This window comes from Aquipseudomonas alcaligenes (assembly GCF_003205495.1).
Lineage (GTDB): Bacteria > Pseudomonadota > Gammaproteobacteria > Pseudomonadales > Pseudomonadaceae > Aquipseudomonas > Aquipseudomonas alcaligenes_B.
In genome coordinates this window covers 371,190-396,758 of record NZ_QJRX01000002.1, presented here as the reverse complement: position 1 = coordinate 396,758, position 25,569 = coordinate 371,190, and the positions used below count along the sequence as shown (strand labels likewise).

Genomic DNA, 25,569 nt, shown 5'->3' with positions numbered 1-25,569 from the left:
GCATCTCTCCTATGGGGTCTCCAGGGCCTGCACCAGCGCCTTGAGGAAGCGTGCGGCCTCGCCGCCGGTCACCGCGCGATGATCGAAGGTCAGCGACAGCGGCAGGATCGGGTGTACCGCCGGCTGGCCCTGCCAGGCCACCACCTCGTCGCGGATGCCACCGGCGCCGATGATCGCCACCTGCGGCGGCACCACCACCGGGTTGGCGTAGCGGCCGAACAGGGTGCCGAAGTTGGACAGGGTGAGGGTCGCGCCCATCATCTCCTGCGGCGGGATGGAGCGCGCCTGCACGTCCGCGCGCAGGCGCGCCATGCCCTGCTTGAGGTCCTCGGCCGAGCGCTCGCCGACATTGCGCAGTACCGGCACGAACAGGCCGTCCGGGGTGTCCACGGCTATCCCTAAGTCGAGCCGGTCATGCCGGCGGATGGAGGGGCCGCGGCCGTCGAACCAACTGTTGAGCACCGGCTCCACCGTGCAGGCGTGGGCGATGGCCTTGGCCAGGCGGATCAGCGGGTCGCGCGCGGCCTTCCAGCGGTGCAGGTCGGCATCGCCGTAGAGGGTCACCGGCACCACCTCGGCATGCGCCCTGGCCATGTTGATCGCCATGCTGCGCCGCACCCCGCGCAGGCGCTCGCCGCCGAAACGCTCGCGCTCGCCCTGCGCCGCCGCTTCCACGTCGGCGGCGCTGATCAGGCCGTCGGCGCCGCTGCCGGCGAGGCCGGCCAGGTCGACGCCGAGCCGGCGCGCCAGCTGGCGCACCGCCGGGGTGGCGCGCGGCGCCAGGTGCTCGCGGGTGGAGGGCGCGGCGCCGATGAAGAAGCTGTCCTCCTGGGCGCCACCCTGGCCGCCCTCCAGGCGGCCGACCACGGTGCCGGCGTCCTCCTCGCCCTCGTAGGCCAGCAGCGGCTCGCCGACATGCAGGATGTCGCCGGCGCCGCCGAAGGTCTTGCACACCACGCCGTCGTAGGGCGCGGGGATGTCGACTATGGCCTTAGCGGTTTCCACCGAGACCAGCAGCTGGTCGGCCTTCACCGCATCGCCCGCCTTGACGTGCCACTCGACGATCTCGGCCTCCTGCAGGCCCTCGCCCAGGTCGGGCAGCTTGAAGTATTTCATAGCGCGCTCCTCGTCTCAGGCGTAGTTCAGGGTGGCCTCGCAGGCGCCGAGGATGTCCTCGACGCCGGGCAGGTAGAGCTGCTCCAGGCGGTACAGCGGCGGCGGAATGTCCGGCGCGGTGACCCGCTGGATCGGCGCCTGCAGGTCGAGCAGGGCCCGCTCGTACAGGCTGGCGGCGATCTCCGCGCCGACCCCGCAGGAGCGCGGCGCCTCGTGGACGATCACGCAGCGCCCGGTCTTGCGCACCGAGGCCTCCAGGGTGTCGAGGTCGAGCGGCTTGAGGCAGGCGACGTCGATCACCTCGGCCGACACGCCCTGCCCGGCCAGGCGCTCGGCGGCCTGCAGCGTCTCGTGCACGCTGGCGCCCCAGCTGACCAGGGTGATGTCGCCGCCCTCGCGCAGGGTGAAGCAGCTGTCCAGCGGCAGGCGCCGACCATCGTCGACCAGCGGCTGCGGATTCATGCGGTACAGCCGGGTCGGTTCGAGGAACACCACCGGGTCGGGGTCGTCGATGGCCGCCAGCAGTAGGCCGTAGGCCCGCGCCGGCGACGAGGGGATCAGCACGCGCAGGCCGGGGATATGGGCGAATAGCGCCTCGGTGCTCTCGCTGTGATGCTCCGGCGCGCGGATGCCGGCACCCATAGGGCTGCGCAGCACCAGCGGGCAGCTGAGCCGGCCGCGGGTGCGGCAGCGCAGGCGCGCGGCGTGGGCCAGCAGCTGCTCCAGGGCGGCGAAGACGAAGCCGAGGAACTGGATCTCCAGCACCGGTTTCAGGCCCTGGGCGGCCATGCCGACTGACAGGCCGGCGATCATGGTCTCGGCCAGCGGCGTGTCGATCACCCGCTTGAAGCCGAACGCCTCGCGCAGGCCGAGGGTGGCGCGGAACACCCCGCCGTTGACGCCGACGTCCTCGCCCAGCACCAGCACATCCTCGCTCTCGCGCATGGCCCGGTGCAGGGCCAGGTTGACCGCTTCGAGCAGCGTGTACTTCTTCACCTCAGTCATGCTCCGGCCCTCCCTCGGCAACGGCCGCAGGCCGCATCTGCTGCCCCTCTCCCGCTTGGGAGAGGCAGCTTCCGCTCCCGGCGGAAGTCCCGCATTCACCACATCCCTGTGGCTCAGGGTGGCGCCCCGCGCCGGGAGAGGGGGAAGCGCTGGCCGCTTCCCGGCGTGCCGCGCGCTCCAGCAGCGCCTCGCGCTGATCCATCAGGGCCGCCGGCCAGCGCGCGTAGACATAGTCCAGGGCGGCCTCGGGCGGCTGGTTGCCGGCCGCCTCGAAGTTGTCCACGGCGCGCTGCACCCGCGCCTGGCAGTCGGCCACCAGGGCCTGCTCGCGGCCCTCGTCCCACTGGCCCCGGGCGGCCAGGAAGGCCTGCAGGCGCTTGATCGGCTCCTCCTCCCAGGCCCGCTTCACCTCCTCCGCGCTGCGGTAGCGGGTGGCGTCGTCGGCCGTGGTGTGGTCGCCCAGGCGGTAGCTGAGGCACTCCAGCAGTACCGGCCCCTTGCCCTGGCGCGCGCGCTCCAGTGCCGCCTGCATGCGCTCGTAGACCGCCAGCACGTCGTTGCCGTCCACCTGCTCGCCGGCGAAACCGGCGCCGATGGCCTTCTGCGCCAGGCTCGGCGCGCCGCTCTGGATGCGCCTGGGGGTGGAGATGGCCCACTGGTTGTTGTTGATCACGAAGACCACCGGCAGCTGCCAGGCGCCGGCGACGTTGAGCGCCTCGAGGAAGTCGCCCTTGCTGGTGGCGCCGTCGCCGCAGGTGGTGACGGCGACGCGGTGCTGGCCGCGGATCTTGAACGCCGTGGCCACGCCGCAGGCGTGCAGGGCCTGGGTGGCGATCGGCACGCAGAGCGGAAAGTCCTGGGCCACCGCCGGGTCCTGGAAGTCGCTGCCGCGCTCGTCGCCGCCCCAGTACAGCAGGATCTCCTCCATGCGCACGCCGCGCATCAGCTGCACGGCGGTGTCACGGTAGTAGGGCACCAGCACGTCCTCGGGGCGCATCAGGCTGCCGATGGCCACGCCTATGGCCTCCTGGCCGAGGGTCGGGGCGTAGGTGCCGATGCGCCCGGTGCGCTGCAGGGCCACGGCCTTGAGGTCGAACAGGCGGGTCAGCACCATCTGCCGGTACAGGCGGGTGAGCAGGTCGACGTCGGCGGCCCAGGGCGGCAGCGTGGCGCAGGGGCGGCCGTCGGGCGCCAGGTAGCGGGTCAGGGGGATCTCGGGCTGGTTCATCGCATGCCTCCGGGTAGGTGCAGGCGTCATTCCGCCGCTTGTGGCAGCGGGTCTTGCGGCGCCGGGTCAGGCGCCGTAGAGAATGCGTTCGGCCAGCGCGTCGGCGACCCGCGCCGGCGAGCGCTTGTCGGCCTGGGCGTGGGCGAAGATCTCGGTCAGGCGCTGGCCGATGCGGGTCAGGTGGGCGGTGATCGCCGGCAGTTCCTCGCCGCGGTGCTGCAGCGCGACGTAGATCAGGCCGCCGGAATTGATCACGTAGTCCGGCGCGTAGAGGATGCCGCGCGCCTCCATCTCGTCGGCGATCTCGGCGCTGGCCAGCTGGTTGTTGGCCGCCCCGGCCACCGCCGCGCAGTGCAGCTCGCCCACCGTCTGCGCGTTGAGCACGCCGCCCAGGCCGCAGGGGGCAAGGATGTCGCAGGGGGTGCAGAGCAGTTCCTCGCTGCTCACCGCCCGTGCGCCGAGCTGCTCCACCGCCAGCTGCACGCGGCCGGGGTCGAGGTCGCTGACGTACAGCACAGCGCCGGCGGCGGCCAGCTGTTCGGCCAGGGCGTAGCCGACGTTGCCCAGACCCTGCACGGCCACGCGCAGGCCGTCCAGGTCGTCGCTGCCGAGGCGCGCCAGGGCGGTGGCGCGGATGCCGGCGTAGACACCCATGGCGGTGTGCGGCGAGGGGTCGCCGGCGGCCGTGGTGCTGGTCACATGCTGGGTGTGCTGGGCGATGCAGTCCATGTCGGCACTGGAGGTGCCGCTGTCGACGGCGGTGATGTAGCGCCCGTTCAGCGACTCGATCATGCGGCCGAAGGCCTCGAACAGCGCGCCGCGGTTGTCCAAGTGCGGCGGGCGGATGATCACCGCCTTGCCGCCGCCCTGCGCCAGGCCGGCCAAGGCGGCCTTGTAGCTCATGCCCTGGGCCAGGCGGATGGCATCGCGGATGGCGCTGTCGTCGTCGGGGTAGGCCAGGTAGCGGCAGCCGCCCAGGGCCGGGCCGAGCCGGGTGCTGTGGATGGCGATGATGGCCTTGAGGCCGCTGGCAGGATCCTGGGCAAGATGCAGCGCTTCGAGCCTGGCGCTTTCCATCATGGTGAACATGGCGGACTTCCTCGCTGGCTTTACAGGCCAGTATAGGTCGGCCGCCGGGGTCGGACCGGGCAGGCGGGAATAAGCCCGGAGTGGCTTATCGCCCCTGCACCTTCCACCAGGTGCAGAACTCCTCCAGCGCCGTCCAGATCGGCACCTGCGGGTCGTAGTCCAGGTACTGGCGGGCACGCGAGATGTCCAGGCTGAAGTCGCGCGCCATCACCGCCACGCCGAGGCGGAACAGCGCCGGCTCGGGCCGCCCCGGCAGCAGCTTGCAGAGGCTCTCGTTGAGGGTCGCGGCGGCATAGGCCAGGCCGAACGGCAGGTGTTTGCTCACCGGCGGCAGGCCGAACTGGCGCAGCACGAAGTTGACCACGTCCCACAGCGGCACCGGCGCGCCATTGCTGATGTTGTACACCTTGCCGAGCGCCGAGCCGGCCGCCAGCAGGCTGCTGAACAGGGCGTCGTTGAGGTTCTGCATACTGGTGAAGTCGACCTTGTTGAGGCCGTCGCCGATGACGAACAGGCGGCCCTTGCGCTGCATCTCGATCAGCCGCGGGAAGATGCTGGTGTCGCCAGCGCCGGTGACGAAGCGCGGGCGCAGGGCGATCACCTCGAGGCCGAACTCCTGGGCCTCGAACACCTTCTGCTCGGCCAGGTACTTGGTGGCGCCATAGTGGTCGACGAACCTCTTCGGCACCTGCTCTTCCTTCAGGCCGACATGCGCCTTGCCGTCGAAGTACACCGAAGGCGAGGACAGGTGCACCAGGCGCCGCACCTTCTGCCCCAGGCAGGCCTCGATGACGTTCTGGGTCAGCACCACGTTGCCCTGGTGGAAGTGCTGGTAGGTGCCCCAGGTACCGACCGAGCCGGCGCAGTGCACCACCATCTCCACGTCGCGGCACAGCTTGTGCGCCAGGTCCGGGTCGGCCAGGTCACCCTGGACGAACTCGGCGCCGCGCTTGGTCAGGTGCTGCACCGCCTCGGGGCGGCGCCCGTTGATGCGCACCGCCAGGCCCTGTTCCAGGGCAAAACGGGCGAAACGCCCACCGATGAAGCCGCTCGCCCCCGTTACCAGAATCTTCATTGCGCCACTCCCCCATGGTTCTTGTTGTGCTGCGACTTTAGCAGCCGGCGCGGGTTGCGCCGCTTGCCGAGGCGGCCAGAACAGCGGCCTTGCGGACCACTGCTCGATTTTTTTGACGCTTGTTAAGCAATTTGCACGCTTCTTGCAAAATTCTTGACGCTTGCAACCCTCTGTCACCCATCTACACGCGGAGTCCCGGGACATGCCGTTGCGTCTCAAGCTTGCCGTCAGTTTCCTGCTGATCGGTCTAATTCCAGTGTTGGCGATGGCCTTCACGGTCTATCGCCAGGCCAGCCAGGCCCTCCAGGAGCAGGCGCTGAACGCCCTGGAGGCCGTAGCGAATATCAAACAGCAGCAGCTGCAGGACAGCTGGCAGGCGCGCCACAACCAGCTCGGCACCCTGGCCAGCAACCTCGGCACCAGCTATGCCGGGCTGCAGGGCGCCGCCCTGGTCAGCACTGCCAACTACGACCGGCCGATCTTCGACAACTTCGCCAAGACCTACGGCTACCGCGAGCTCAAGCTGGTATCGCGCGACGGCCAGGTGCTGTTCAGCCTGCTGCGCGGCGCCGACTACCAGCAGAACCTCGGCGACCCGGCCTGGCGCGACACCCCGCTCGGCCGTGTGGTGCGCACCGGCCTGGACAGTGGCCAGGCGCATATCGGCGACCTGACGGTGAGCGCCCCCGGCGCCGAGCCCAGCCAGTTCCTCGTCGCGCCCATCCTCGACGAGGGCGAGCTGCAGCTGCTGCTGGTGCTGGAGCTGCCGCTGGCCGAGCTGAACCGGGTGATGCAGGCCCGCCAGGGCCTGGGCGAGGCCGGCGAGACCTACCTGGTCGGCGCCGACGGCCAGCTGCGCTCGGACTCCGTGCGCTTCGCCGCGCACCGGGTGGCGCGCGACGCCCAGCCCGGCACGGCCCTGCCCGGCGCCGCCATCGGCCGCGCACTGAACGGCGAGCAGGGCCGCCTGGCCGAGCCCGGCATCGACGGCCAGGCGGTGCTCAAGGCCTTCGTGCCGCTGCAACTGGACGGCCAGCGCTGGGCGCTGATCGCCGAGATGGACCAGGAGCAGGCCTTCGCCCCGGTGCGAGCACTGATGTGGCAGGTGCTCCTGCTGGTCGCCCTGACCATCGCCGGCGTGGCCGTCGCCACCTGGCTGGTCAGCCGCAGCGTGATGCGCCCGCTGGGCGGCGAGCCGCGCAGCATGGCCGAACTGGCGCGGCGCCTGGCCGCCGGCGAGCTGCGCCTGCACGGCGACGCCGCGCAGGGCGGCCTGATGCAGGCCCTGCACGAGATGGCACGGGCCTGGCGCGAGGTGGTCGAGCGCCTGCGCCAGGCCAGCCAGGCAGTGGACGCCGCCAGCGGCGACATCCTCGGCGCCGCCGGCCGCACCAGCAATAGCCTGGACCAGCAGCAGGAAGCGCTGGAGCTGGTGGTCAGCGCCGTCGACCAGATGGCCGCCACCGTGCAGGAGATCGCCAGCAGCGCCAGTCACAGCGCCGACGGCAGCGCCGCCGCGCGCGCGGCCTTCGCCACCGTGCAGGGCAGCCTGCAGCGCATGATCGGCCAACAGAACCAGCTGCTTGCCGGCCTGCGCGGCGCCGACCAGGTGGTGCAGACCCTGGCCGCCGACAGCCAGCAGATCGGCTCGGTGCTGGCGGTGATCCGCGCCATCGCCGAACAGACCAACCTGCTCGCCCTCAACGCCGCCATCGAGGCGGCGCGCGCCGGCGAGCAGGGGCGCGGCTTCGCCGTGGTCGCCGACGAGGTGCGCAACCTGGCGCAGAAGACCCGCCAGGCCACCGAGGAAATCGTCGCCATAGTCGAGGCCATCGGCCAGTCCTCCGGCGAGGCGCAGGCGCGCATGCAGGGCTCCAGCGAACAGGCGCGCGCCCTGGAGCTGGAGACCCAGGCCGTGCTCGGCAGCCTCGGCCAGCTCGACGACTCGCTGCAGGGCGTGCACGCCCTGGCCTTCCAGATCGCCGCGGCGGCCGAGCAGCAGGCGGCCACCACCCAGGAGGTCAACCAGCACATGCACCGCCTCAACGACATGACCGGCGAGAACCGCCGCACCGCCGCCCACACCCGCGACTGCGGCGAGCACCTGCGCAAGGTGGCCGGCAGCCAGGAGCAGCTGGTGGCGCAGTTCCAGCTGTAGGGCGGCAGCATGCCCTCCCCCACGTAGCCCGGATGCAATCCGGGGAATGCAGGAAGCTCCGCCCCCGGATTGCATCCGGGCTACGACCTGACCTCCCCTCTCCCCCTGGGAGAGGGGGCACCTACACCAGCCACTCGCCCACGCCACGCTCCAGATGGCGGGTCAGGCTGGCCAGCAGCTCGCCACCGTTGCGCCAGTGGTGCCAGTACAGCGGCACGTCCAGCGGCCGCTCCGGCAGCAGCTCGACCAGCTCGCCGCTGGCCAGCTGCTGGCGCACCTGCAGCTCCGGCACCATGCCCCAGCCGAGGCCGGCACAGGCCAGGCGTACGAAACCTTCCGAGGAGGGGCACAGGTGGTGGGCGAAGCCGCCGCCAACCCCGAGGCCGGCGAGGAAGCGGTGCTGCAGCTGGTCGTCGGCGCCGAACACGATGGACGGCACCCGCGCCAGCGCCGCGCCGTCGACACCCATGGCGAAATGCCGGGCAACGAAGGCCGGGCTGGCCAGCGCGCGATAGCGCATTGCCCCCAAAGGCAGGGCACGGGCACCGGCCACCGGGCGCTCGGCGGCGCACACGCAACCGGCCACCTCGCCGGCGCGCATGCGCTTGAGGCCAACGTCCTGGTCATCCACCACATGGTCCAGCAGCAGACGGTGTTCGGCGACGAATTCGCCCATCAGCGGCGCCCACCAGGTGGCCAGGCTGTCGGCATTCAGGGCGATGCGCAGGCGCTCGGCCGGCTGGTCCTCGGCCAGCGCCGGCACCTGGCCCTGCAGGTCGCGCTCCAGCAGGCGCACCTGCTGCACGTGGTTGAGCAGGCGCCGGCCGATCTCGGTGGGCGCCGGCGGCGCGGCGCGCAACAACACCGGCTGACCGACCCGCGCCTCGAGCAGCTTGATCCGCTGCGACACCGCCGACTGCGACAAACCAAGCAGCTGCGCCGCACGCTCGAAGCCACCCTGCTCCACCACCGCGGCCAGGGCGGCCAGCAACTTGTAGTCGAACATAAGATTTCCTAATGGGAGATCAGCATGATTTGTTTTTCTTATACACACGCAATCCCCAGACTGGCCAGCATCGCAACCCCAACAAGGACTCCGCCATGACCGGCGAAACCAATCTGAGCCGCCTGCTCGCCAGTCTCTCGCCACGCCTCAACCCGGGCCGCTTCGTCTTCTGCAGCGTGCCGCAGCCCACCGTGGTGCAGGTCGCCGCCGCCCTCGGCAGCTTCCGCGAGGCCGAGGGCACCACCCTGATCCTGGCCCGCGAGGAGGCCGAGCGCCTGGGCCTGACCTACGACTACCTGGCCGCCTGGATCACCCTCGAGGTGCATTCGTCGCTGGCCGCCGTCGGCCTCACCGCCGCCTTCGCCAAGGCCCTGGCCGACGAAGGCATCAGCTGCAACGTGATCGCCGGATTCCATCACGACCACCTGTTCGTCGCCGAGGCCGACGCCGAGCGCGCCCTGGCCAGGCTGCAGCGCCTGGCCGCGGAGGGCTGCTGAGATGTGGCAGAGCTACCTCAACGGCCTGCTGGTGGCCGCCGGCCTGATCATCGCCATCGGTGCGCAGAACGCCTTCGTCCTGGCCCAGAGCCTGCGCCGCGAGCATCACCTGCCGGTGGCCGCACTGTGCGTACTATGCGACGCGCTGCTGGTCGCCGCCGGCGTGTTCGGTCTGGCCGCCGTGCTGGCGCAGAGCCCGACGCTGCTGGCGGTAGCGCGCTGGGGTGGCGCCGCCTTCCTGCTCTGGCTGGGCGTGCAGGCGCTGCGCCGGGCCATCCGTCCGCAGGCGCTGCAGCAGCAGGACAGCGGCCCGCGCTCGCGCCGTGCGGTGCTGCTGGCGGCGCTGGCGGTGACCCTGCTCAACCCGCACGTCTATCTGGATACCGTGCTGCTGATCGGCTCCCTCGGCGCCCAGCAGCCGGTGCCCGGCGCCTACGCCCTGGGCGCGGCCAGCGCCTCGCTGATCTGGTTCTTCACCCTGGCCCTGGGCGCCGCCTGGCTCGCCCCCTGGCTGGCGCGCCCGGCGACCTGGCGCCTGCTCGACCTGGCGGTGGCGGCGATGATGTTCGCGGTGGCGGCGCAACTGCTGCTGCACGCACCCGGCGCATGACCGCGCCGGTGCGGCGGCGCTATGCTGCGGCGCTCTGGACGGGGAGAAGGAGCGGCGCGTGGATTCGACGGTATTTGTCCTGGTACTGGCCGCCGCCGCGCTGCATGCGGGCTGGAACGCCCTGCTGAAGATCGGCCTGGACCGCTACCTGACCGCCTCGCTGATCCAGATCGGCGCCGCCTGCGTGGCCTTGCCCGCCCTGCCTTTCTTCAACCTGCCACAGCCCGTCGCCTGGCCTTTCATCGCTTTCTCCGCGCTGCTCCACGTCGGCTACAACCTGTTCCTCGCGCGTGCCTACCAGCACGGCGACCTGTCGCAGGTCTATCCCATCGCCCGCGGCAGCTCGCCGCTGCTGGTCGCCCTGCTGGCGCTGCTGGCCGGCGACCTGCTGCAACCAGCGCAGTGGGCGGCGCTGCTGGTGCTGGTCGCCGGCATCTGGCTGATGGCCTGGCGCGGCGGCCACGCCCATGCCTCGCTCAACGGCCCGCTGCTGCTGAATGCCCTCGCCACCGCCGCCTGCATCGCCGGCTACACCCTGGCCGATGCCCTCGGCGCGCGCAGCAATGGCGATGCGATCGGCTATGCGCTGTGGCTGTTCGTGGTCAACGGCCTGGTGGCGACGCTGCTGATCACCCTGCGCAGCGGCCCGCGCATCTTCCTCCGGCTTGGCCCGCACTGGCGCGGCGGCCTGGGCGGCGGCGCCATGTCGATGCTGGCCTACAGCCTGGTGATCTGGGCCACCACCCAGGCGCCGGTGGCCATGGTCTCGGCGCTCCGCGAGAGCAGCGTGCTGTTCGCCCTGCTGATCGGCTGGCTGCTGCTCAAGGAACCGATGCCGCCCATGCGCCTGCTCGCCTGTGCCGTGATCGCCCTCGGCGTGGTCCTCCTCAAGCTCGCCTGAGGCCTGCTGGCATCGGCTTTCCCACACAGTTGCTGCGTGGATAAGGCCGGGGTCGGGTGCTATGATCCCGGCCTCGCGGCAGACTTAAAGAGTACAAACTCGTCGCCGCCCGTATTCCGGCCGCCCCGTGAACGGCCTGCGCTAGTCGCACATATCCCGACCTGATGAGGAGATAGACCATGGCTTTCGAATTGCCGCCGCTGCCGTACGAGAAGAACGCCCTCGAGCCGCACCTGTCCGCCGAGACCCTGGAGTTCCACCACGGCAAGCACCACAACGCCTACGTGGTGAACCTGAACAACCTGGTGCCGGGCACCGAGTTCGAAGGCAAGAGCCTGGAAGAGATCATCAAGACTTCCTCCGGTGGCGTGTTCAACAACGCCGCGCAGATCTGGAACCACACCTTCTACTGGAACTGCCTGTCGCCGAACGGCGGTGGCCAGCCGACCGGCGCCCTGGCTGACGCCATCAACGCCACCTGGGGTTCCTTCGACAAGTTCAAGGAAGAGTTCAGCAAGGTTTCCATCGGCACCTTCGGTTCCGGCTGGGGCTGGCTGGTGAAGAAGGCCGACGGTTCCCTGGCCCTGGCCAGCACCATCGGCGCCGGCTGCCCGCTGACCAGCGGCGACACCCCGCTGCTGACCTGCGACGTGTGGGAACACGCCTACTACATCGACTACCGCAACCTGCGTCCGAAGTACGTCGAGGCGTTCTGGAACCTGGTCAACTGGGACTTCGTGGCGAAGAACTTCGCCGCCTGAGTCGCAACCAGCGTCCACAAAAAACCCGGCCTTGCCGGGTTTTTTGCTTTCAGCGGGTGCCCCTCACAGCAGCTTCTGCGGCGGCAACGGCAGCTGCAGCAGCTCGACCCGCTGCACGGCGCGGGTCAGCGCCTGGTCGGCGGCCACCGGGCCGAGGTACTCGCACAGCCCGACATACAGCAGGTTGAGCAGCACCCGCAGGTGCTCCAGGCCCAGCGCCGTCAGCCCCAGCGAGCCGCCCTGCTCCAGCCAGCCGCGCAGGCGCAGGCGCAGCTCGGTGTCCAGCTGCATGGCGTTGAGATTGCCGGCGGCGAAGCGGCGCAGGCGCGGCACCAGCGCGGCGTCGAGCTGGGCGAACAGCGCCTGGCTCAGCGCATCGAAGGTCTGCCGCGCCAGCGCATCGGGACCGGAGACTTCCTCGGCGCCCTGCCCCGCCCCCCGGCGCCAGGCCTGCAGGCGTGGCGCCGGGTCCGGCAGCAGGTCGCCCACCGGTCCGGTCAGTGCGCCGACCAGCTCGCGGTACAGGCGCGCACGCTCCAGCTTGCGCCCGCTGCGCTGCACCACCTCGGCGAGGAACTCGTTGAGGGCGAAGGGCGGCTTGTCGGCGTACTTGGCTTCCCACAGCGACAGCAGCGGCAGCAGCTCTTCCTCGGACAGATGGCCGGCCAGCCCGGTGTAGATCGCGCGACGGCGGGTGCTCAGGCTCATCTCAGCTCCTCCGGTTCAGTTCGCTGGCATCGAAGGTCACCTGCTGGTTGAACTCCGGATAGCCCACCTCGGCGTGCTCGGAGTAATCCAGGCCGCGCTGCTCGTCCTGGGTCGGGGTGCGCAGGCCGATGGTCCTGGCGAGCACCAGATAGAGCGCCAGCGCCATCGGGAAGGCCCACAGGAAGGCCGCGCCGGCGCCGAGCAGCTGCACGCCGACGCGCTCCCAGTTGAACAGGTCGCCCTCGAAGAACAGCCCTGCCGCCACCGTGCCCCAGACCCCGCAGAAGCCGTGCACCGGCACGGCGCCGACCACGTCGTCCAGGCGCAGGCTGTCGAGCAGGCGCATGCCCAGCACCACCACCGCGCCGGCAACCAGCCCGGTGAGGATGGCGAAGCCCGGCAGCATGGTGGCGCAGCCGGCGGTGACGCCGACCAGGCCACCGAGCGAGCCGTTGATGGTGGTGGTCAGCAGGATCGGGCTGGACGTGCCGCGCAGCATCAGCAGGGCGCCGATCGCGCCGCCGGCGGCGGCCAGGTGGGTATTGAGGGCGATCAGGCCGAGGCTGTGGTTCATCGCCAGGGTGCTGCCGGCATTGAAGCCGAACCAGCCGACCCAGAGGATGAAGCCACCGAGGGTCACCAGGCCCAGGTTGTGGCCGGGAATGGCGCGCGGCGTGCCGTCGGCAGCGAAGCGCCCCAGGCGCGGGCCAAGCACCAGGATCCCGGCCAGGGCGCACCAGGCGCCGACGCTGTGAACCACGGTGGAGCCGGCGAAGTCGATGAAGCCGAGCTTGGCCAGCCAGCCCTGGCCGCCGTAGATGCCGCTCCACACCCAGCTGCCGAACACCGGGTAGATGAAGCCGCTGATCACCACCGCGCCAACCAGGTAGCCGGCGTAGCGGGTGCGCTCGGCCATGGCGCCGCTGGCGATGGTCGCCGCGGTGGCGGCGAACATCATCTGGAACAGCAGGAAGGTGAAGTCCCAAGCCTCGCCGCGATGCGGGGCGAAGTGGCTCATGCCGTACCAGCCGGTGGCGTTGGCGCCGAACATCAGGCCGAAGCCGACCAGCCAGAAGACGATGCCGCCGACGCAGCCGTCCATGTAGTTCTTCATCATCACGTTGACCGCGTTCTTGGCCCGCGACATGCCGCTCTCCAGCAGGGCGAAGCCGGCCTGCATGAAGAACACCAGGGCACTGGCCAGCACCACCCAGGCGGTATTGCGGGCCAGCTCGTCGGCAGCGCCGGCGTGCGCATGCAGCGGGAAGAACAGAACACACAGCGACAGCAGGTAGACCTTCATGGCAAATCCCCCGACACGGTGATGAACGGAGGCATCGCAACTCTCATGCCAGGCCGGATTCGGCCGAAAACCCTATTGCGGGCCGCGCCACGCACCAGCAGGGCGCCAACGGCAGGTTCCGCGCGCCAACACGGATCAGTGGCAGAAAAAAGCGCTCCGCGACGTAATGGCCCTTTGACGGCTAACGCGCATTTGCCAATACTCAGACCGGTCACAAACATCCGGCGGCGAACAAGGACAATCCATTTGAAGCTGGAACTGAAAAACAGCCTGTCGCTGAAACTGTTGCGAGTGGTCCTGCTGTCGGCGCTGGTGGTGGGCGTGGTGCTGAGCTGCGGGCAGATCGTCTTCGACATCTACAAGACCCGCCAGGCCGTGGCCAACGACGCCCAGCGCATCCTCGGCATGTTCCGCGACCCCTCGACCCAGGCCGTCTACAGCCTCGACCGCGAGATGGGCATGCAGGTCATCGAGGGCCTGTTCCAGCACGAGGCGGTGCGCTACGCCGCCATCGGCCACCCCAACGAGCCCATGCTCGCCGAGCGTTCGCGCGAGCTGACCCCCTCCACCAGCCGCTGGATCACCGACCCCATCCTCGGCCAGGAGCAGACCTTCACCACCCAGCTGGTCGGCAAGGGCCCGTACAGCGAGTACTACGGCGACCTGACCATCACCCTGGACACCGCCAGCTACGGGGCGAACTTCATCACCACCTCGGTGATCATCTTCGTCTCCGGCGTGCTGCGCGCCCTGGCCATGGCCCTGGTGCTGTACATGGTCTACCACTGGCTGCTGACCAAGCCGCTGTCGAAGATCATCGAGCACCTCACCAACATCAACCCGGACCGCCCCAGCGAGCACAAGCTGCCGATGCTGCAGGGCAACGAGAAGAACGAACTGGGGCTGTGGATCGACACCGCCAACCAGCTGCTGGAATCCATCGAGCGCAACACCCACCTGCGCCGCGAGGCGGAGAACAGCCTGCTGCGCATGTCGCAGTACGACTTCCTCACCGGCCTGCCCAACCGCCAGCAGCTGCAGCAGCAGCTCGACCAGATCCTCGACGACGCCGGCCGCCTGCAGCGCCGCGTGGCGGTGCTGTGCGTCGGCCTGGACGACTTCAAGGGCATCAACGAGCAGTTCAGCTACCAGACCGGCGACCAGCTGCTGCTGGCCCTGTCCGACCGCCTGCGCAGCCACAGCGGCCGCCTCGGCGCCCTGGCCCGCCTCGGTGGCGACCAGTTCGCCCTGGTCCAGGCCGACATCGAGCAGCCCTACGAGGCCGCCGAGCTGGCGCAGAGCATCCTCGACAGCCTGGAGGCGCCCTTCGCCCTGGAGCAGCAGGAGGTGCGCCTGCGCGCCACCATCGGCATCACCCTGTTCCCGGAAGACGGCGACAGCACCGAGAAGCTGCTGCAGAAAGCCGAACAGACCATGACCCTGGCCAAGAGCCGCTCGCGCAACCGCTACCAGTTCTACATCGCCAGCGTCGACAGCGAGATGCGGCGCCGCCGCGAGCTGGAGAAGGAACTGCGCGAGGCGCTCGGGCGCAACGAGATGCACCTGGTGTTCCAGCCGCAGGTCGACTACCGCGACCACCGCGTGGTCGGCGTCGAGGCGCTGATCCGCTGGCAGCACCCGCAGCACGGCTTCGTGCCGCCAGACCTGTTCATCCCGCTGGCCGAGCAGAACGGCACCATCATCGCCATCGGCGAATGGGTGCTCGACCAAGCCTGCCGCCAGCTGCGCGAATGGCACGACCAGGGCTTCAGCGAGCTGCGCATGGCGGTCAACCTGTCCACCGTGCAGCTGCACCACAACGAGCTGCCGCGCATGGTCAGCAACCTGCTGCAGGTCTACCGCCTGCCGCCGCGCAGCCTGGAACTGGAAGTCACCGAGACCGGCCTGATGGAAGACATCAGCACCGCCGCGCAGAACCTGCTGAGCCTGCGCCGCGCCGGCGCCCTGATCGCCATCGACGACTTCGGTACCGGCTACTCCTCGCTGAGTTACCTGAAGAGCCTGCCGCTGGACAAGATCAAGATCGACAAGAGCTTCGTCCAGGACCTGCTCGACGACGAGGACGACGCCACCATCGTTCGCGCCATCATCCAGCTCGGCAAGAGCCTGGGCATGCAGGTCATCGCCGAGGGCGTGGAGACCACCGAGCAGGAGGCCTACATCATTGCCCAGGGCTGCCACGAGGGTCAGGGCTACCTGTACAGCAAGCCGCTGCCGGCCCGCGAGCTGACCCTCTACCTCAAGCAGGCCCGCCGCCTGAGCAACGCCGGCAACCCCGCCACCCTCTGAGCCCCGCGGGTTGCCCCTGCGGGCACCGCGGCGCGTCTAGACTGCCTGCACGACCACCACTGCGAGCCCCCGCCCATGCGCGCCACCCGCCTGCTCACCTGTGTGCTGCTCGGCCTGCTCGGCGGCTGCGCCGCGCTGGCCCCGCGCGACCCGCTGCACATCGACCTGGTCGACCTGCAGCCCGAACCGGCGCAGGGCCTGGAGATGCGCTTCGCCGTGCTGCTGCGGGTGCAGAACCCCAATGACGGCGCCATCGACTTCGACGGCGTGGCCCTGCAGCTGGACGTCAACGGCCAGCCCCTGGCCAGCGGCGTCAGCGCCCAGCGCGGCCAGGTGCCACGCTATGGCGAGGTGCTGCTGCGGGTGCCGCTGAGCGTCTCGGCCTTCTCCGTTTTTCGCCAGGCCTGGGCCGCGGCCGGCTACCCGCAGGGCCGCGGCCTGCCCTACGAGCTGCGCGGCAAGCTCGGCGGCGGCCTGTTCGGCGCGGCGCGCTTCAGCGACAGCGGCACGCTGGACTGGCCGCAACCCGGAGCGGTGGGCCAAGGACGCTAAAACCCTATACAATGCGCGGCTTTTCCAGCCAACCGAGGCCCCGCCATGAGCACCCTGCCGCCCTGCCCCCAGTGCCACTCCGCATACACCTACGAGGATGGCGGCCAGCTGGTCTGCCCGGAGTGCGCCCACGAATGGTCGGCCCAGGCCGCCAGCGAGGCCGGCGATGACGCCCGGGTGATCAAGGACTCGGTGGGCAACCTGTTGCAGGACGGCGACAGCGTCACCGTGATCAAGGACCTCAAGGTCAAGGGCTCGTCGCTGGTGGTCAAGGTCGGCACCAAGGTGAAGAACATCCGCCTGTGCGACGGCGATCACGACATCGACTGCAAGATCGACGGCATCGGCGCGATGAAGCTGAAATCCGAGTTCGTGCGCAAGGTCTGAAGCGCTCGCGCTGGGCTAGGCTAAGGAGAAAGCGCCCGCTGCGGAGGCTCCATGCGCATCCTCTCGCTCGTCCTGCTGTTGCTGTGTAGCCCGCTCTGCGCCGGGGAAACCTGGCGCGTGGTCGGCGACGAACAGTTCGCTCCCTACAGCTTCGTCGCCCTGGATGACGACACCCCGCGCGGCGTGGACGTCGAGCTGGTCGAGGCGGTGATGAAGGACGCCGGCATCGCCTACCAGTTGCGCCTCTACCCCTGGGAAAGGGTCAAGCGCATGCTCGAACGCGGCGAGGCGGAAATGGCCTTCCAGTTCGCCGGCACCCCCGAGCGCATGGCCCAGTACGAACTGGTCGGCCCCCTGCGCACCGGCGCCACGGTGTTCATGACCACCGCCAAGATCGCCCTGCAGGACTGGCGCAGCCTGGACGACTTCTCGCCCTTCGTGATCGGCCAGGTGCGCGGCTACGCCTACCAGTCGGACTTCGACCAGGCCGACCTGGCCCGCGACACCAGCGCGCAGAACCCGCGCCAGCTGGTGTCCATGCTGCTGGCCGGGCGCATCGACATCATCGTCGGCGACCGCACCCAGCTGCTCTACTTCGTGCAGGAGCAGCGCGCCCAGCACAGCGTGCGCATCCTGCCCAGGCCGCTGGTGCAGATGCCACGCTACGTGGCCTTCGCCAAGGGCGACCAGGCACGCGCCGAGCGCTTCGCCAGCGCCCTGGAGCGCGTGCGGGCCAGCGGCGAGCTGGAGCGCATCCTGCACAAGTGGGAGCAGTAGCGCGCCTCACTGCACCGGCAGGAAGTTGAGGAACAGCAGGCTCTGCGCGTAGTTCACCCCCAGGCGCCGGTAGCGCTCCTCCAGCACATGGGTGAGCAGGTCCAGGCGCGCGGTCATCTTGCCGAACTCCACCGCGTAGCTGAGGTTGCTGCCCTCGTTCGACAGCAGCAGCGGGCGGCCCTGCGCGTCGCGGCGCTGGGCCAGCATCCAGGCGGCGCGCTCGATGTTGCGCGCGGCGTTGTGGATGAACTCGGCGTTGAAGGCATCGGTCAGGTAGAACTCGGTACGCCCGCCGTGGGCGGTGATCAGCATGCTGCCCAGGGCATAGACGAAGGCGCCGACCCGGTCGCCCTGGAACTCCGGGCTCAGCGCATAGCCGAGCGCCTCGATGTCGCGGCGCCCGCCGAGCTGCGGCAGCGGGCGGTTCTCCTCGATGGCCAGGTGGATCGCCCGCTCCGCCGCCGCGCGGTCGGCCAGGCCGGTCTTGCGCCACTCCTGCGGGTTGCGCTGGTACAGCTTGCTCAGCAGCCGGTAGAGGCTGTTGAGGTTGTCGCGCATGGCCAGGGTGGCCATGCGGTCGACGTCGCTCTGCAGCAGCTCGCCGGGCTTGAGCGCGTTGCTCTGGTTGACGATGCTGTCGTGGGCCAGGCGCCCGCTGCAGCCGGCCAGGCCAAGGACCAGGCAGAGCAACGCCACGCCGCCATGAACCGCCCGCTTCATCGGAACGCCCCCATTCCTTTTGCCTTGCAGTAAAGCGCAAAACCCCGGATCCGCACTGTGCGCCAGGCCGCAGCGGACAGGCTGGGCTAGAGTGAAAGAGGCCACCGGTGCGGAGGACCGCCCCATGAAGACGCCCATCCTGCAACGCCTCGTCCTCGTCTGCGCGCTGCTGGCGCCGCCGGCCCAGGCCGCCGAGGACCTGCCCGGCGCCAGGGACCACCCGCTGCTCAGCCGCTATCCCGCCTCCCACATCACCGAATACCAGCAGAACTACAACACCGTGGACTTCACCATCGACAGCCAGGACGGCGTGCCGCAACGCCGCAGCATCGAGGGCGACGCCACCCAGATCTTCTACTTCCACTACAGCGTCGACACCCAGCCCAGCCCCCTGCAGCTGCTGCGCAACTACCAGAACGCGATCAAGGCCATCGGCGGCGAGGTGATCTACGAGCGCCTGCCCGGCGAGGGCGACGGCGGCGAAACCACCCTCAAGGTGCTCACCGGCGGCAAGGAGGTCTGGGTGCGGGTCGAGCCGGGCATCTTCAGCGCGCCGACCCAGAGCTACCGGCTGGCCATAGTCGAGGTGGCCGCCATGCAGCAGCGGGTCACCGCCAGCCAGCTGCTGGACGAGCTCAACCGCAACGGCTTCGTCGCCCTGTACATCAACTTCGACAGCGGCAAGGCCGAACTCAAAGCCGACGGCCAGGCCACGGTGGCGGAAATCGCCAGCATGCTCAAAGGCGCGACGGAACTGAAACTGGCCATCGAGGGCCATACCGACGACGTCGGCCAGGCGGCGGCCAACAAGGCCCTGTCCGAGCGCCGCGCCCGGGCCGTGCTGGAAGCCCTGGTGGCCGCCGGCATCGCGCCGCAGCGCCTCTCCGCCGCCGGCTTCGGCCAGGAGCGCCCGGTCGCCGACAACCGCAGCGAGGAAGGCCGGGCGAAGAACCGCCGGGTGGAACTGGTGAAGCAGTAGGCCCAGGGGTTTACACAGGATTTACATTCCCCCGGGGAGACTATCGCCACACGCAGAGTCGAAAGCTGTAACCGGAATAGACCGGCCTAACAGGAGTTTCGACCATGCGTTCACGCATCCCCCTCATCACCGGCCTGATCGCCAGCCTGCTCTTTGCTGGCGCCCAGCAAGCCCAGGCAGCCGACAGCGGCGATGTGGCCATCGGCGTGGCGGCTGGCGCAATTCTCGGCAGCGTGCTGACGCCGCGCCAGGTCGTGGTCTATGAACAGCCGCGGGTGCACTACGCACCGCCGCCGCCCGTCTACTACCCGGCACCGGTCTACGTCGAGCGGCCGGTCTACTACAGCCCCGGCCCGGTGATCTACGTCGACGGCCCGCGTTACCACCACAAGCACTGGAAACGCCATCACCGCCACCACCACCGCCATCATGGCCACGGCCATCGCTGGTAAACCCAGGCCCCGCACATGCGGGGCCTGTCGTTTCTGCTCCCGACTGCCGAATCTGCCGCCCTCTGCTGCGGCCCCGGCAGGCGCACCAGCGACAACCCGCGCTGGCCATTTGCGATCATCGTGCCCAGCCTGTAGCCTGCAGCGCGCCCAGGGAGCGGGCGGCAGATTCGGCCGACCCTCGCGGGCCCTCCTGGCAGTCACGACAAGGAACTTCCCATGCAACGTTTCGCTTACCTGCTGGTGCTGGCGCTCGGCGCCCTGCTCACCGGCTGCAGCTTCAACCACCCGGTGGCCGAGGACTACGGCACCTACCTGGCCAACAACCAGGGCCAGAGCAACCTGCCGCGCGCCAGCGCCCCCGCCGAATACCAGACGGCGGCCAGCACCCAGGCCCACCGCTACGAATTCCGCTCCGCCACCGTGGGCTACGCCCACCTGTGGATCGTCGAGTTCGGCCAGATGCTGGACGCCACCCTGCAATCCAGCGACGTGCAGCAGGCCTTCGGCAACCTGCAGGAGGGCAGCGCGCCAAGCGCGCCGCTGCTGACCTTCGAGCTGCAGGACTACCGCTTCGAGGACTTCCGCGCCTACGTCACCCTCAAGATCAGCGTCGCCTCCGGCGGCCAGGCGCTGTTCAGCAAGGCCTACCAGGTCGAGGGGCAGAGCCAGGGCGGCAAGATGTTCTGGGGCGGCCCCTTCGCCATGAAGAACGCCATCCAGCAGTCGACCAAGCTGGCGCTGGACGACATCCTTCGCGACTTCATCGCCGACTACAACCGCCTCGACCTCGCGCAGCGCTGAGCCCGGCGCTACGCAGCCAAAAGCCCCGCACGCGCGGGGCTTTTTTCATGGCCGCCTCACAGCCCGTGCAGCAGGCCGATGGCGAGGAACAGCAGCAGGCCCAGCGGGCCGAACATCATCGCCAGCAGGTAGCAGGGCACCAGCCACAAGTGGCCGATGCCCTGCGCCGCACCCTGCTGCTGGATGTACAGGCCGGCCAGCAAGTCGAACGCCAGGATGTGAATCCACGCCGCCAGCACCGCCTTGGGGTTGCTGAACAGCGCCAGCACCCCGCGCAGGCTGAAGAAGCCGGGCTTGCCCATACTGCGCTCGCCACGGCTGGTCAGCGCCTGGAACAGGCTGACGCCGTACAGCACGCAGAGCAGCACCACGGCGACGCCGAGCACCAGGCGTGGACCGTGGCTCCAGGTGGGCAGCAGGATCAGCACGCTCCAGCCGCCCAGGGCGGCGAGACTGGCGAGCTGGAACAGGCGTTTCTGGCTGAGGGCGGGCATGGGGGATTCCTCACGGGGGTGTGGGTTCGGTTGTAGCCGAAAAGCGGCAGCGGCGGCTGCCATCAGTGAGGGGGTGAATGTCAGGGGATCAGCTATGGCGCCCGGCCAGTATTTGGCGGTATGGTCAGGACATCCACCTGCAAGGACGCATCAATGGCCAGCAAAGCGCAGACTCCCCGCCAGCAGAAGCACCTCGCCGTATTGATCGACGCGGACAACGCCTCGGCGGCCATCGTCGAGGGCCTGTTCGAGGAAATCGCCAAGTACGGGCTGGCCAGCGTCAAGCGCATCTACGGTGACTGGACCCAGCCCAACCTGGGCGGCTGGAAGCAGGTGCTGCTGGATTACTCGATCCAGCCGATGCAGCAGTTCGCCTACACCAAGGGCAAGAACGCCACCGACAGCTCGCTGATCATCGACGCCATGGACCTGCTCTACACCCGGCGTTTCGACGGCTTCTGCCTGGTCTCCAGCGACAGCGACTTCACGCGCCTGGCCGCGCGTCTGCGCGAGGAGGGGCTGGAGGTGATCGGCTTCGGCGAGCAGAAGACGCCCAAGCCGTTCGTGACCGCCTGCGACAAGTTCATCTACACCGAGTTGCTGCGTGACGATGCCGAGGTGGCGGAGGTGGAGCCTGCGGCGGCCAAGGCGGCCGGCAGCGCCACACCGGTGGCCACGAGCGAGGCCAAGCCCGCCGCAGCGGCGGCACCGGCCAAGGTGAAGCCACAGAAGGTGCCGGTGGATTTCATTGCCAAGGTGATAGACGACAACTCGGATGAGGATGGCTGGTGTGCTCTGGGCGTGCTCGGGACCAGCATCAGCAAGCTGCGTTCGGACTTCGATTCGCGCTTGTATGGCCACAAGAAGCTGAGCGATCTGATCAAGGCGCAGAGTACGCGCTTTGATCTGCAGGAGCGGGGGGCTACGGCGGCGGGTGGCAAATCGCTGTATGCGCGTAATCGCAAGCCGGGTAAGTGAGCCTTTTCATGTTGCATGTTGGCGCAGGCAGCGCATCGCTCTCGCAACGCTTTCCTCGGCTCTTGGCTACAGGTTGCGCCCTGTACGGCGCGTCACTTTCTCTTGTTTGCCCAAGAGAAAGTAACCAAAGAGAAGGGCACCCCGGCATCCGGGTCTCGCTGCGCTCGACTCCCCTCCTTCCGGTGCCGCTCCGGGGGCCGGCGTACAAGGGGCGTCCATGCCCCTTTACGCCTCTCGCCGCATCCATGCGGCTCGTCCCCCTGCGCAACACCTCCACTCGGCCTACTGACGGGGAGTTTGCGCGCATGAGGGTTTCGCGTTTCAGGCAGCTCGGAGTCGTCGGTTTGCCCACGGCCACCGGACGACCTCGCCGTAGGGTGGATAACGCTGCTTGCGGCTTATCCACCAGCAGCGCCCATGGTGGGCAACGCTTCGCGGTTGCCCACCCTACGGTTCACTCCGTGGTCGTGCCCATGCTCCGCGTGGACATGCAGCCACAGGCGCAGAGCATCCCCGGAGGGGTTCCCACACGGAGCGGGGGAACCATCAAGACAGAATCAAACGCCCCCGCCACAACATCACCACCACACCAAAAGCTCGGGCCGGGATCAGGTCCCGTCAGGAGGCTGAGTGGAATCGTTGCGTAAGGGGTTGAGCGGCATGGATGCCGCGAGAGGCGCGATGGGCCAGGGATGGCCCTTCGCGACGTGCCCCTGGAGCAACGATGGAACGAAGGGAGTCTCGCGCAGCGAGACCCGTATGTCGGGTGTGCTTTCTCTTTGGTTACTTTCTCTTTGCACAAGCAAAGAGAAAGTAACTCGCCGGGAAGGCGAAAAACGTGGTCATGTCCTCTTCCACAACCAAGAAAAAACAATCACCTTATAAAAATTCAGGTCAGATCATGAGACCAGCTAGCAAATTAGAGATGCACTTTTATCTGAAAGATGGCGCCCACTCCATGGACGCACATACCAGAAACAGATGCGAGCGAGAACTTCTAGCTATATTTCAAGAGCTGTCCAACGAATTAAGAATACCAGTAAAAATAGAGTCACAAGCGCATACCGAAGGCGGACTACGAGATTGCTGGAAATTTATTGGAGACAACGATAGGCAAATCACCCTATTAACATCAGTAGCCGCCATAGTAATCGCAACGCTTGACCTACCAGACGAAAAAGACGACCAGTTAAAAGCTCTATCCATCGAAGAAAAACAACTGATAATTCAGAAACTCAAGATCGAGGTAGAAGAAAAAGAACTTACCTTAGAACGAGCAAGGGAGGCTGCGCGCCTCTCAGGAAACACACACAAGACCAGAGTTAGAAAGTCAAACCTCTACCGAGAAATACGCGAACAAGAGAAAATACAGAAAATCGGAATCTCCACCCTGAGCGAAACAAACACCTACATTGGCGAGGAAAGAATTGTTGAACGGAGCGACTTCCATAAAGCAATATTAAATTCTTTAAACTTGCCACCCATAATCGTAGACAACGCCATAATAGAAATAATCTCTCCCGTACTGCGAGATGGACAACATAAGTGGAAGGGCATCTACGACAAAAAGACTATCAGCTTCGAGATGGCAGACAGGGAATTTAGAAGCGACGTTCTTGGAGAAAAAATAAGCTTCAAACACGGCACATTCATTGAGGCCGAACTTATCATCAGCAAAGAGCTGGATGAAGCAGGCGACATTAAGATAACCAACCACGCGGTGAAGACGGTCATTAGGAAATTTGACGGAAGCAGTACTATCGAGACATCTCAAGGGAAGCGCTATCTGGCCAACAAGAGGGCCGCCGAGAGCCAAACTGACATGTTCGATTAGCCATCCATCTCAACCAGAAATGAAAATGCCCACCTTACGAGCGGGTATTGGCTAATGACTATCTGCGTTGAGGCTTAAGCAAAAGCCTCCACCTCTCTCTTATTAGCAAGCTTCGTCACCTGATACTCCCTCGCCACCTCATGAGAAGCCCCAATCAGCGCGTTGTAATCGGCCTTCTCCCAATAGCGATACTCCGGGAACCGCTGCCCCCCACGACAAATGCTTTAGCGCCTTTCGCTGACCGTTTCAATCCGCCCGACGTCGCGCCCATCCTCGGACACCATTCCCACCTGTAGCGTTTTACCCAGGCAGCCGATGCCCGCCCCGTACAACGGGTTACCCACCCAACGCTACAACCCCCTCGCCATCAAACACTGCCTCTCCCCCCAAGCCTCAAACTCTTCCAACAACGTCCACCCCCGCCGCGCGTAATACTCGGCGCGGTCACGGGTATGCAGATACAACCGCGTATACCCCTGCTCGCGGGCGGTCTGGCAGATGTCCTCGATCAGCCGTTCGGCCAGGCCCTGACCACAGGCCTGGGGCAATACGAATACGCAGGCCAGCCAGGGACCGAGTTCCGGGCGCTGGGGCAGGTCGTCGCGGGCCAGGCCGGCGCAGCCGATGGGTTGTCCGTTCTGCAGGGCGATGCGCATCAGCCAGTCGCCGTTGTGCTGGCCGGCGGCGAACTCGGCCTGCCAGTCGGCCAGGGGCTGCTCGCTGAACTCGTAGGGAAACTGCTGGTACAGCCACTGCGCCACCAGGGCGCAGTGCTGGGGATGGTGGCGGAGCCAGTCGAAGCTGAGCATGGGGGTTCCTTGCAGGGCCGTGCCGTCGAGAGGCTGACTGTAAAGGGCCGAGGCGGGCCGTGCGAGCGCTTGGCCCAGATGCAAAAAGGCCCGTCTGCTGACGGGCCTTTTCGGTTCAGCCGAACGATGCGGTTCAGGCCTCTGCCGTCTCGCGACGCTTGGCCAGCTTGCGCGCCTGGTACTCGCGCGCGGCCTCGTGGAAGGCGCCGATCAGCGCGTTGTAATCGGCCTTCTCCCAATAGCGATACTCCGGGTGCCACTGCACGCCGACAGCAAACGCCTTGGCGCCTTTCACGCTGACGGCCTCGATCTGCCCGTCCTCGCATACCGCTTCCACCTGCAGCCCCTCGCCCAGGCGGTCAATGCCCTGGCCGTGCAGCGAATTGACGCTGATCTCGCGCTCACCGAGCAACTGGTGCAACACCCCGCCTTCGGTCAGCGCGACCTTGTGCATCGGGCCATAGGCCACGTCGTCCGGCACGCCCTTGCGCTCGCGGTGGTCGAGGCGGCCTTCCACCTCGTGCACTTCGCGGTGCAGGGTGCCGCCGTACAGCACGTTGAGTTCCTGCACGCCACGGCAGATGCCGAGGAAGGGAATGCCACGCTCGATGCAGGCACGCATCAGGCGCAGCACGGTGGCGTCGCGGGGTTTGTCGGCCAGGCCGAGGCCGGGGTGGTCGTCGCCGTAGAAGCTGGGGTGCACGTTGGACAGCGAGCCGCCGAACATGATGCCGGAGACGCTGTCGAGCACGGTGTCCATGTCCAGGTCGTCGGCGAAGGCCGGGATCATCAGCGGGAAGGCGCCGAAGCCGGTGACGGACTGGATGTATTTCTCGCCCACCAGGTGGAACCAGCCGATGTCACGGTCAGTCAGCTGCCAGCGGCACAGGGGGAGACCGATCATGGGTTTGCTCATTGCAGGGTAGTCCTCTTCCGTTAATTGAAGTGGGCTGCCCTTGGGAGAGCGGGCTTGCGGTTCACCTGAAACGTGAGTCCGCTCACCCAAGGGGTGCCGCGCC

The 25,569-nt window shown here is 67.9% G+C and carries 25 protein-coding genes and 1 pseudogene; 14 read left to right on the top strand and 12 right to left on the bottom strand.

Features of this window, described 5'->3' with window-relative positions:
- Positions 1–9: 9 nt before the first annotated feature.
- From DMO17_RS04560 to DMO17_RS04540, 5 genes and pseudogenes are all read right to left on the bottom strand, one after another.
- Positions 10–1,116, bottom strand: coding sequence for a dihydrolipoamide acetyltransferase family protein (locus DMO17_RS04560; protein ID WP_110681122.1), 1,107 nt, complete (start codon positions 1,114–1,116; stop codon positions 10–12).
- Between the two features lie 15 nt (positions 1,117–1,131).
- The gene (locus DMO17_RS04555) at positions 1,132–2,121 is read right to left on the bottom strand and encodes an alpha-ketoacid dehydrogenase subunit beta (protein WP_110681121.1); all 990 of its coding nucleotides are present in this window, start codon (positions 2,119–2,121) and stop codon (positions 1,132–1,134) included.
- Between the two features lie 148 nt (positions 2,122–2,269).
- Positions 2,270–3,349: pseudogene (gene pdhA / locus DMO17_RS04550) on the bottom strand (pyruvate dehydrogenase (acetyl-transferring) E1 component subunit alpha); the annotation flags it as partial.
- A 66-nt stretch (positions 3,350–3,415) separates the two neighbouring features.
- Positions 3,416–4,438 carry a Leu/Phe/Val dehydrogenase gene (locus tag DMO17_RS04545; protein WP_110681119.1) on the bottom strand — a complete coding sequence of 341 codons (1,023 nt, stop codon included), beginning with the start codon at positions 4,436–4,438 and terminating at the stop codon, positions 3,416–3,418.
- 85 nt (positions 4,439–4,523) lie between these two features.
- Positions 4,524–5,513: an NAD-dependent epimerase/dehydratase family protein gene (locus DMO17_RS04540; protein WP_110681118.1), complete on the bottom strand. Its 990-nt coding sequence runs from the start codon at positions 5,511–5,513 to the stop codon at positions 4,524–4,526.
- A 202-nt stretch (positions 5,514–5,715) separates the two neighbouring features.
- On the opposite strand from DMO17_RS04540, the gene DMO17_RS20180 reads away from it, so the two are divergent.
- Positions 5,716–7,671 (top strand): methyl-accepting chemotaxis protein, encoded by a 1,956-nt coding sequence (locus DMO17_RS20180; RefSeq protein ID WP_110681117.1) that lies wholly within the window; start codon positions 5,716–5,718, stop codon positions 7,669–7,671.
- Positions 7,672–7,792: 121 nt separating this feature from the next.
- Here DMO17_RS20180 and DMO17_RS04530 read toward each other — a convergent pair whose 3' ends face one another.
- Positions 7,793–8,677, bottom strand: coding sequence for a LysR family transcriptional regulator ArgP (locus DMO17_RS04530; protein WP_110681116.1), 885 nt, complete (start codon positions 8,675–8,677; stop codon positions 7,793–7,795).
- Positions 8,678–8,772: 95 nt separating this feature from the next.
- Between DMO17_RS04530 and DMO17_RS04525 the strand changes: the two genes are divergently transcribed.
- From DMO17_RS04525 to DMO17_RS04510, 4 genes are all read left to right on the top strand, one after another.
- On the top strand, positions 8,773–9,174 hold the full coding sequence (locus tag DMO17_RS04525; protein WP_110681115.1) for an ACT domain-containing protein: 402 nt from the start codon (positions 8,773–8,775) through the stop codon (positions 9,172–9,174).
- A 1-nt stretch (position 9,175) separates the two neighbouring features.
- Positions 9,176–9,784 carry a LysE/ArgO family amino acid transporter gene (locus DMO17_RS04520; protein WP_110681114.1) on the top strand — a complete coding sequence of 203 codons (609 nt, stop codon included), beginning with the start codon at positions 9,176–9,178 and terminating at the stop codon, positions 9,782–9,784.
- Between the two features lie 58 nt (positions 9,785–9,842).
- On the top strand, positions 9,843–10,685 hold the full coding sequence (locus DMO17_RS04515; protein WP_110681113.1) for an EamA family transporter: 843 nt from the start codon (positions 9,843–9,845) through the stop codon (positions 10,683–10,685).
- A gap of 179 nt (positions 10,686–10,864) precedes the next feature.
- Positions 10,865–11,446, top strand: coding sequence for a superoxide dismutase (locus DMO17_RS04510; RefSeq protein WP_110681112.1), 582 nt, complete (start codon positions 10,865–10,867; stop codon positions 11,444–11,446).
- A 63-nt stretch (positions 11,447–11,509) separates the two neighbouring features.
- On the opposite strand, the gene DMO17_RS19690 is transcribed toward DMO17_RS04510, so the two are convergent.
- Entirely contained in the window at positions 11,510–12,154 is a 645-nt protein-coding gene (locus DMO17_RS19690) for a hypothetical protein (protein ID WP_181418732.1), read from the bottom strand.
- Position 12,155: 1 nt separating this feature from the next.
- Entirely contained in the window at positions 12,156–13,457 is a 1,302-nt protein-coding gene (locus DMO17_RS04495) for an ammonium transporter (RefSeq protein WP_110681111.1), read from the bottom strand.
- Between the two features lie 246 nt (positions 13,458–13,703).
- On the opposite strand from DMO17_RS04495, the gene DMO17_RS04490 reads away from it, so the two are divergent.
- The 4 genes from DMO17_RS04490 to DMO17_RS04475 all read left to right on the top strand — a co-directional run bounded on the left by DMO17_RS04490 (position 13,704) and on the right by DMO17_RS04475 (position 17,483).
- Positions 13,704–15,767, top strand: coding sequence for a putative bifunctional diguanylate cyclase/phosphodiesterase (locus DMO17_RS04490; RefSeq protein WP_110681110.1), 2,064 nt, complete (start codon positions 13,704–13,706; stop codon positions 15,765–15,767).
- A 75-nt stretch (positions 15,768–15,842) separates the two neighbouring features.
- A complete protein-coding gene (locus DMO17_RS04485; RefSeq protein ID WP_110681109.1) occupies positions 15,843–16,319 on the top strand; it encodes an LEA/WHy family protein in 477 nt (158 codons plus the stop codon).
- Between the two features lie 45 nt (positions 16,320–16,364).
- Positions 16,365–16,706, top strand: a complete 342-nt coding sequence (locus tag DMO17_RS04480; RefSeq protein WP_110681108.1) for a zinc ribbon domain-containing protein YjdM — start codon at positions 16,365–16,367, stop codon at positions 16,704–16,706.
- A 51-nt stretch (positions 16,707–16,757) separates the two neighbouring features.
- Entirely contained in the window at positions 16,758–17,483 is a 726-nt protein-coding gene (locus DMO17_RS04475) for a substrate-binding periplasmic protein (RefSeq protein WP_110681107.1), read from the top strand.
- 6 nt (positions 17,484–17,489) lie between these two features.
- Here DMO17_RS04475 and DMO17_RS04470 read toward each other — a convergent pair whose 3' ends face one another.
- Positions 17,490–18,203: a hypothetical protein gene (locus DMO17_RS04470; protein ID WP_110681106.1), complete on the bottom strand. Its 714-nt coding sequence runs from the start codon at positions 18,201–18,203 to the stop codon at positions 17,490–17,492.
- A gap of 124 nt (positions 18,204–18,327) precedes the next feature.
- Here DMO17_RS04470 and DMO17_RS04465 point away from each other — a divergent pair, with 124 nt between their 5' ends.
- From DMO17_RS04465 to DMO17_RS04455, 3 genes are all read left to right on the top strand, one after another.
- Positions 18,328–19,182, top strand: coding sequence for an OmpA family protein (locus DMO17_RS04465; protein WP_110681105.1), 855 nt, complete (start codon positions 18,328–18,330; stop codon positions 19,180–19,182).
- 104 nt (positions 19,183–19,286) lie between these two features.
- Complete coding sequence (locus DMO17_RS04460) at positions 19,287–19,634, top strand: virulence factor (RefSeq protein ID WP_110681104.1); 348 nt, start codon at positions 19,287–19,289, stop codon at positions 19,632–19,634.
- Between the two features lie 216 nt (positions 19,635–19,850).
- Entirely contained in the window at positions 19,851–20,435 is a 585-nt protein-coding gene (locus DMO17_RS04455) for a hypothetical protein (protein ID WP_110681103.1), read from the top strand.
- Between the two features lie 56 nt (positions 20,436–20,491).
- Here DMO17_RS04455 and DMO17_RS04450 read toward each other — a convergent pair whose 3' ends face one another.
- Positions 20,492–20,929 (bottom strand): abscisic acid-deficient protein Aba4 family protein, encoded by a 438-nt coding sequence (locus DMO17_RS04450; protein ID WP_181418731.1) that lies wholly within the window; start codon positions 20,927–20,929, stop codon positions 20,492–20,494.
- Positions 20,930–21,082: 153 nt separating this feature from the next.
- On the opposite strand from DMO17_RS04450, the gene DMO17_RS04445 reads away from it, so the two are divergent.
- Positions 21,083–21,907, top strand: a complete 825-nt coding sequence (locus tag DMO17_RS04445; RefSeq protein WP_110681101.1) for an NYN domain-containing protein — start codon at positions 21,083–21,085, stop codon at positions 21,905–21,907.
- An 844-nt stretch (positions 21,908–22,751) separates the two neighbouring features.
- A complete protein-coding gene (locus DMO17_RS19495) occupies positions 22,752–23,741 on the top strand; it encodes a hypothetical protein (protein WP_220034064.1) in 990 nt (329 codons plus the stop codon).
- Between the two features lie 350 nt (positions 23,742–24,091).
- On the opposite strand, the gene DMO17_RS04430 is transcribed toward DMO17_RS19495, so the two are convergent.
- Together DMO17_RS04430 and DMO17_RS04425 are read right to left on the bottom strand one after the other, a co-directional pair.
- Positions 24,092–24,550 (bottom strand): GNAT family N-acetyltransferase, encoded by a 459-nt coding sequence (locus DMO17_RS04430; protein WP_110681099.1) that lies wholly within the window; start codon positions 24,548–24,550, stop codon positions 24,092–24,094.
- Positions 24,551–24,683: 133 nt separating this feature from the next.
- Positions 24,684–25,454: a gamma-glutamyl-gamma-aminobutyrate hydrolase family protein gene (locus DMO17_RS04425; RefSeq protein WP_258371266.1), complete on the bottom strand. Its 771-nt coding sequence runs from the start codon at positions 25,452–25,454 to the stop codon at positions 24,684–24,686.
- Positions 25,455–25,569 lie beyond the last annotated feature (115 nt).

Bases quoted from the DNA above. Each gene is read 5' to 3' on its own strand.
- DMO17_RS04485 (WP_110681109.1), top strand. From the start codon at position 15,843: ATGCGCGCCACCCGCCTGCTCACCTGTGTGCTGCTCGGCCTGCTCGGC.
- DMO17_RS04495 (WP_110681111.1), bottom strand. From the start codon at position 13,457: ATGAAGGTCTACCTGCTGTCGCTGTGTGTTCTGTTCTTCCCGCTGCAT.
- DMO17_RS04430 (WP_110681099.1), bottom strand. From the start codon at position 24,550: ATGCTCAGCTTCGACTGGCTCCGCCACCATCCCCAGCACTGCGCCCTG.
- DMO17_RS04425 (WP_258371266.1), bottom strand. From the start codon at position 25,454: ATGATCGGTCTCCCCCTGTGCCGCTGGCAGCTGACTGACCGTGACATC.
- DMO17_RS04545 (WP_110681119.1), bottom strand. From the start codon at position 4,438: ATGTTCACCATGATGGAAAGCGCCAGGCTCGAAGCGCTGCATCTTGCC.
- DMO17_RS04445 (WP_110681101.1), top strand. From the start codon at position 21,083: ATGGCCAGCAAAGCGCAGACTCCCCGCCAGCAGAAGCACCTCGCCGTA.
- DMO17_RS04465 (WP_110681105.1), top strand. From the start codon at position 18,328: ATGAAGACGCCCATCCTGCAACGCCTCGTCCTCGTCTGCGCGCTGCTG.
- DMO17_RS04530 (WP_110681116.1), bottom strand. From the start codon at position 8,677: ATGTTCGACTACAAGTTGCTGGCCGCCCTGGCCGCGGTGGTGGAGCAG.
- DMO17_RS04540 (WP_110681118.1), bottom strand. From the start codon at position 5,513: ATGAAGATTCTGGTAACGGGGGCGAGCGGCTTCATCGGTGGGCGTTTC.
- DMO17_RS04520 (WP_110681114.1), top strand. From the start codon at position 9,176: ATGTGGCAGAGCTACCTCAACGGCCTGCTGGTGGCCGCCGGCCTGATC.
- DMO17_RS04480 (WP_110681108.1), top strand. From the start codon at position 16,365: ATGAGCACCCTGCCGCCCTGCCCCCAGTGCCACTCCGCATACACCTAC.
- DMO17_RS20180 (WP_110681117.1), top strand. From the start codon at position 5,716: ATGCCGTTGCGTCTCAAGCTTGCCGTCAGTTTCCTGCTGATCGGTCTA.
- DMO17_RS04510 (WP_110681112.1), top strand. From the start codon at position 10,865: ATGGCTTTCGAATTGCCGCCGCTGCCGTACGAGAAGAACGCCCTCGAG.
- DMO17_RS19690 (WP_181418732.1), bottom strand. From the start codon at position 12,154: ATGAGCCTGAGCACCCGCCGTCGCGCGATCTACACCGGGCTGGCCGGC.
- DMO17_RS04470 (WP_110681106.1), bottom strand. From the start codon at position 18,203: ATGAAGCGGGCGGTTCATGGCGGCGTGGCGTTGCTCTGCCTGGTCCTT.
- DMO17_RS19495 (WP_220034064.1), top strand. From the start codon at position 22,752: ATGTCCTCTTCCACAACCAAGAAAAAACAATCACCTTATAAAAATTCA.
- DMO17_RS04560 (WP_110681122.1), bottom strand. From the start codon at position 1,116: ATGAAATACTTCAAGCTGCCCGACCTGGGCGAGGGCCTGCAGGAGGCC.
- DMO17_RS04525 (WP_110681115.1), top strand. From the start codon at position 8,773: ATGACCGGCGAAACCAATCTGAGCCGCCTGCTCGCCAGTCTCTCGCCA.
- DMO17_RS04555 (WP_110681121.1), bottom strand. From the start codon at position 2,121: ATGACTGAGGTGAAGAAGTACACGCTGCTCGAAGCGGTCAACCTGGCC.
- DMO17_RS04455 (WP_110681103.1), top strand. From the start codon at position 19,851: ATGCAACGTTTCGCTTACCTGCTGGTGCTGGCGCTCGGCGCCCTGCTC.
- DMO17_RS04450 (WP_181418731.1), bottom strand. From the start codon at position 20,929: ATGCCCGCCCTCAGCCAGAAACGCCTGTTCCAGCTCGCCAGTCTCGCC.
- DMO17_RS04460 (WP_110681104.1), top strand. From the start codon at position 19,287: ATGCGTTCACGCATCCCCCTCATCACCGGCCTGATCGCCAGCCTGCTC.
- DMO17_RS04475 (WP_110681107.1), top strand. From the start codon at position 16,758: ATGCGCATCCTCTCGCTCGTCCTGCTGTTGCTGTGTAGCCCGCTCTGC.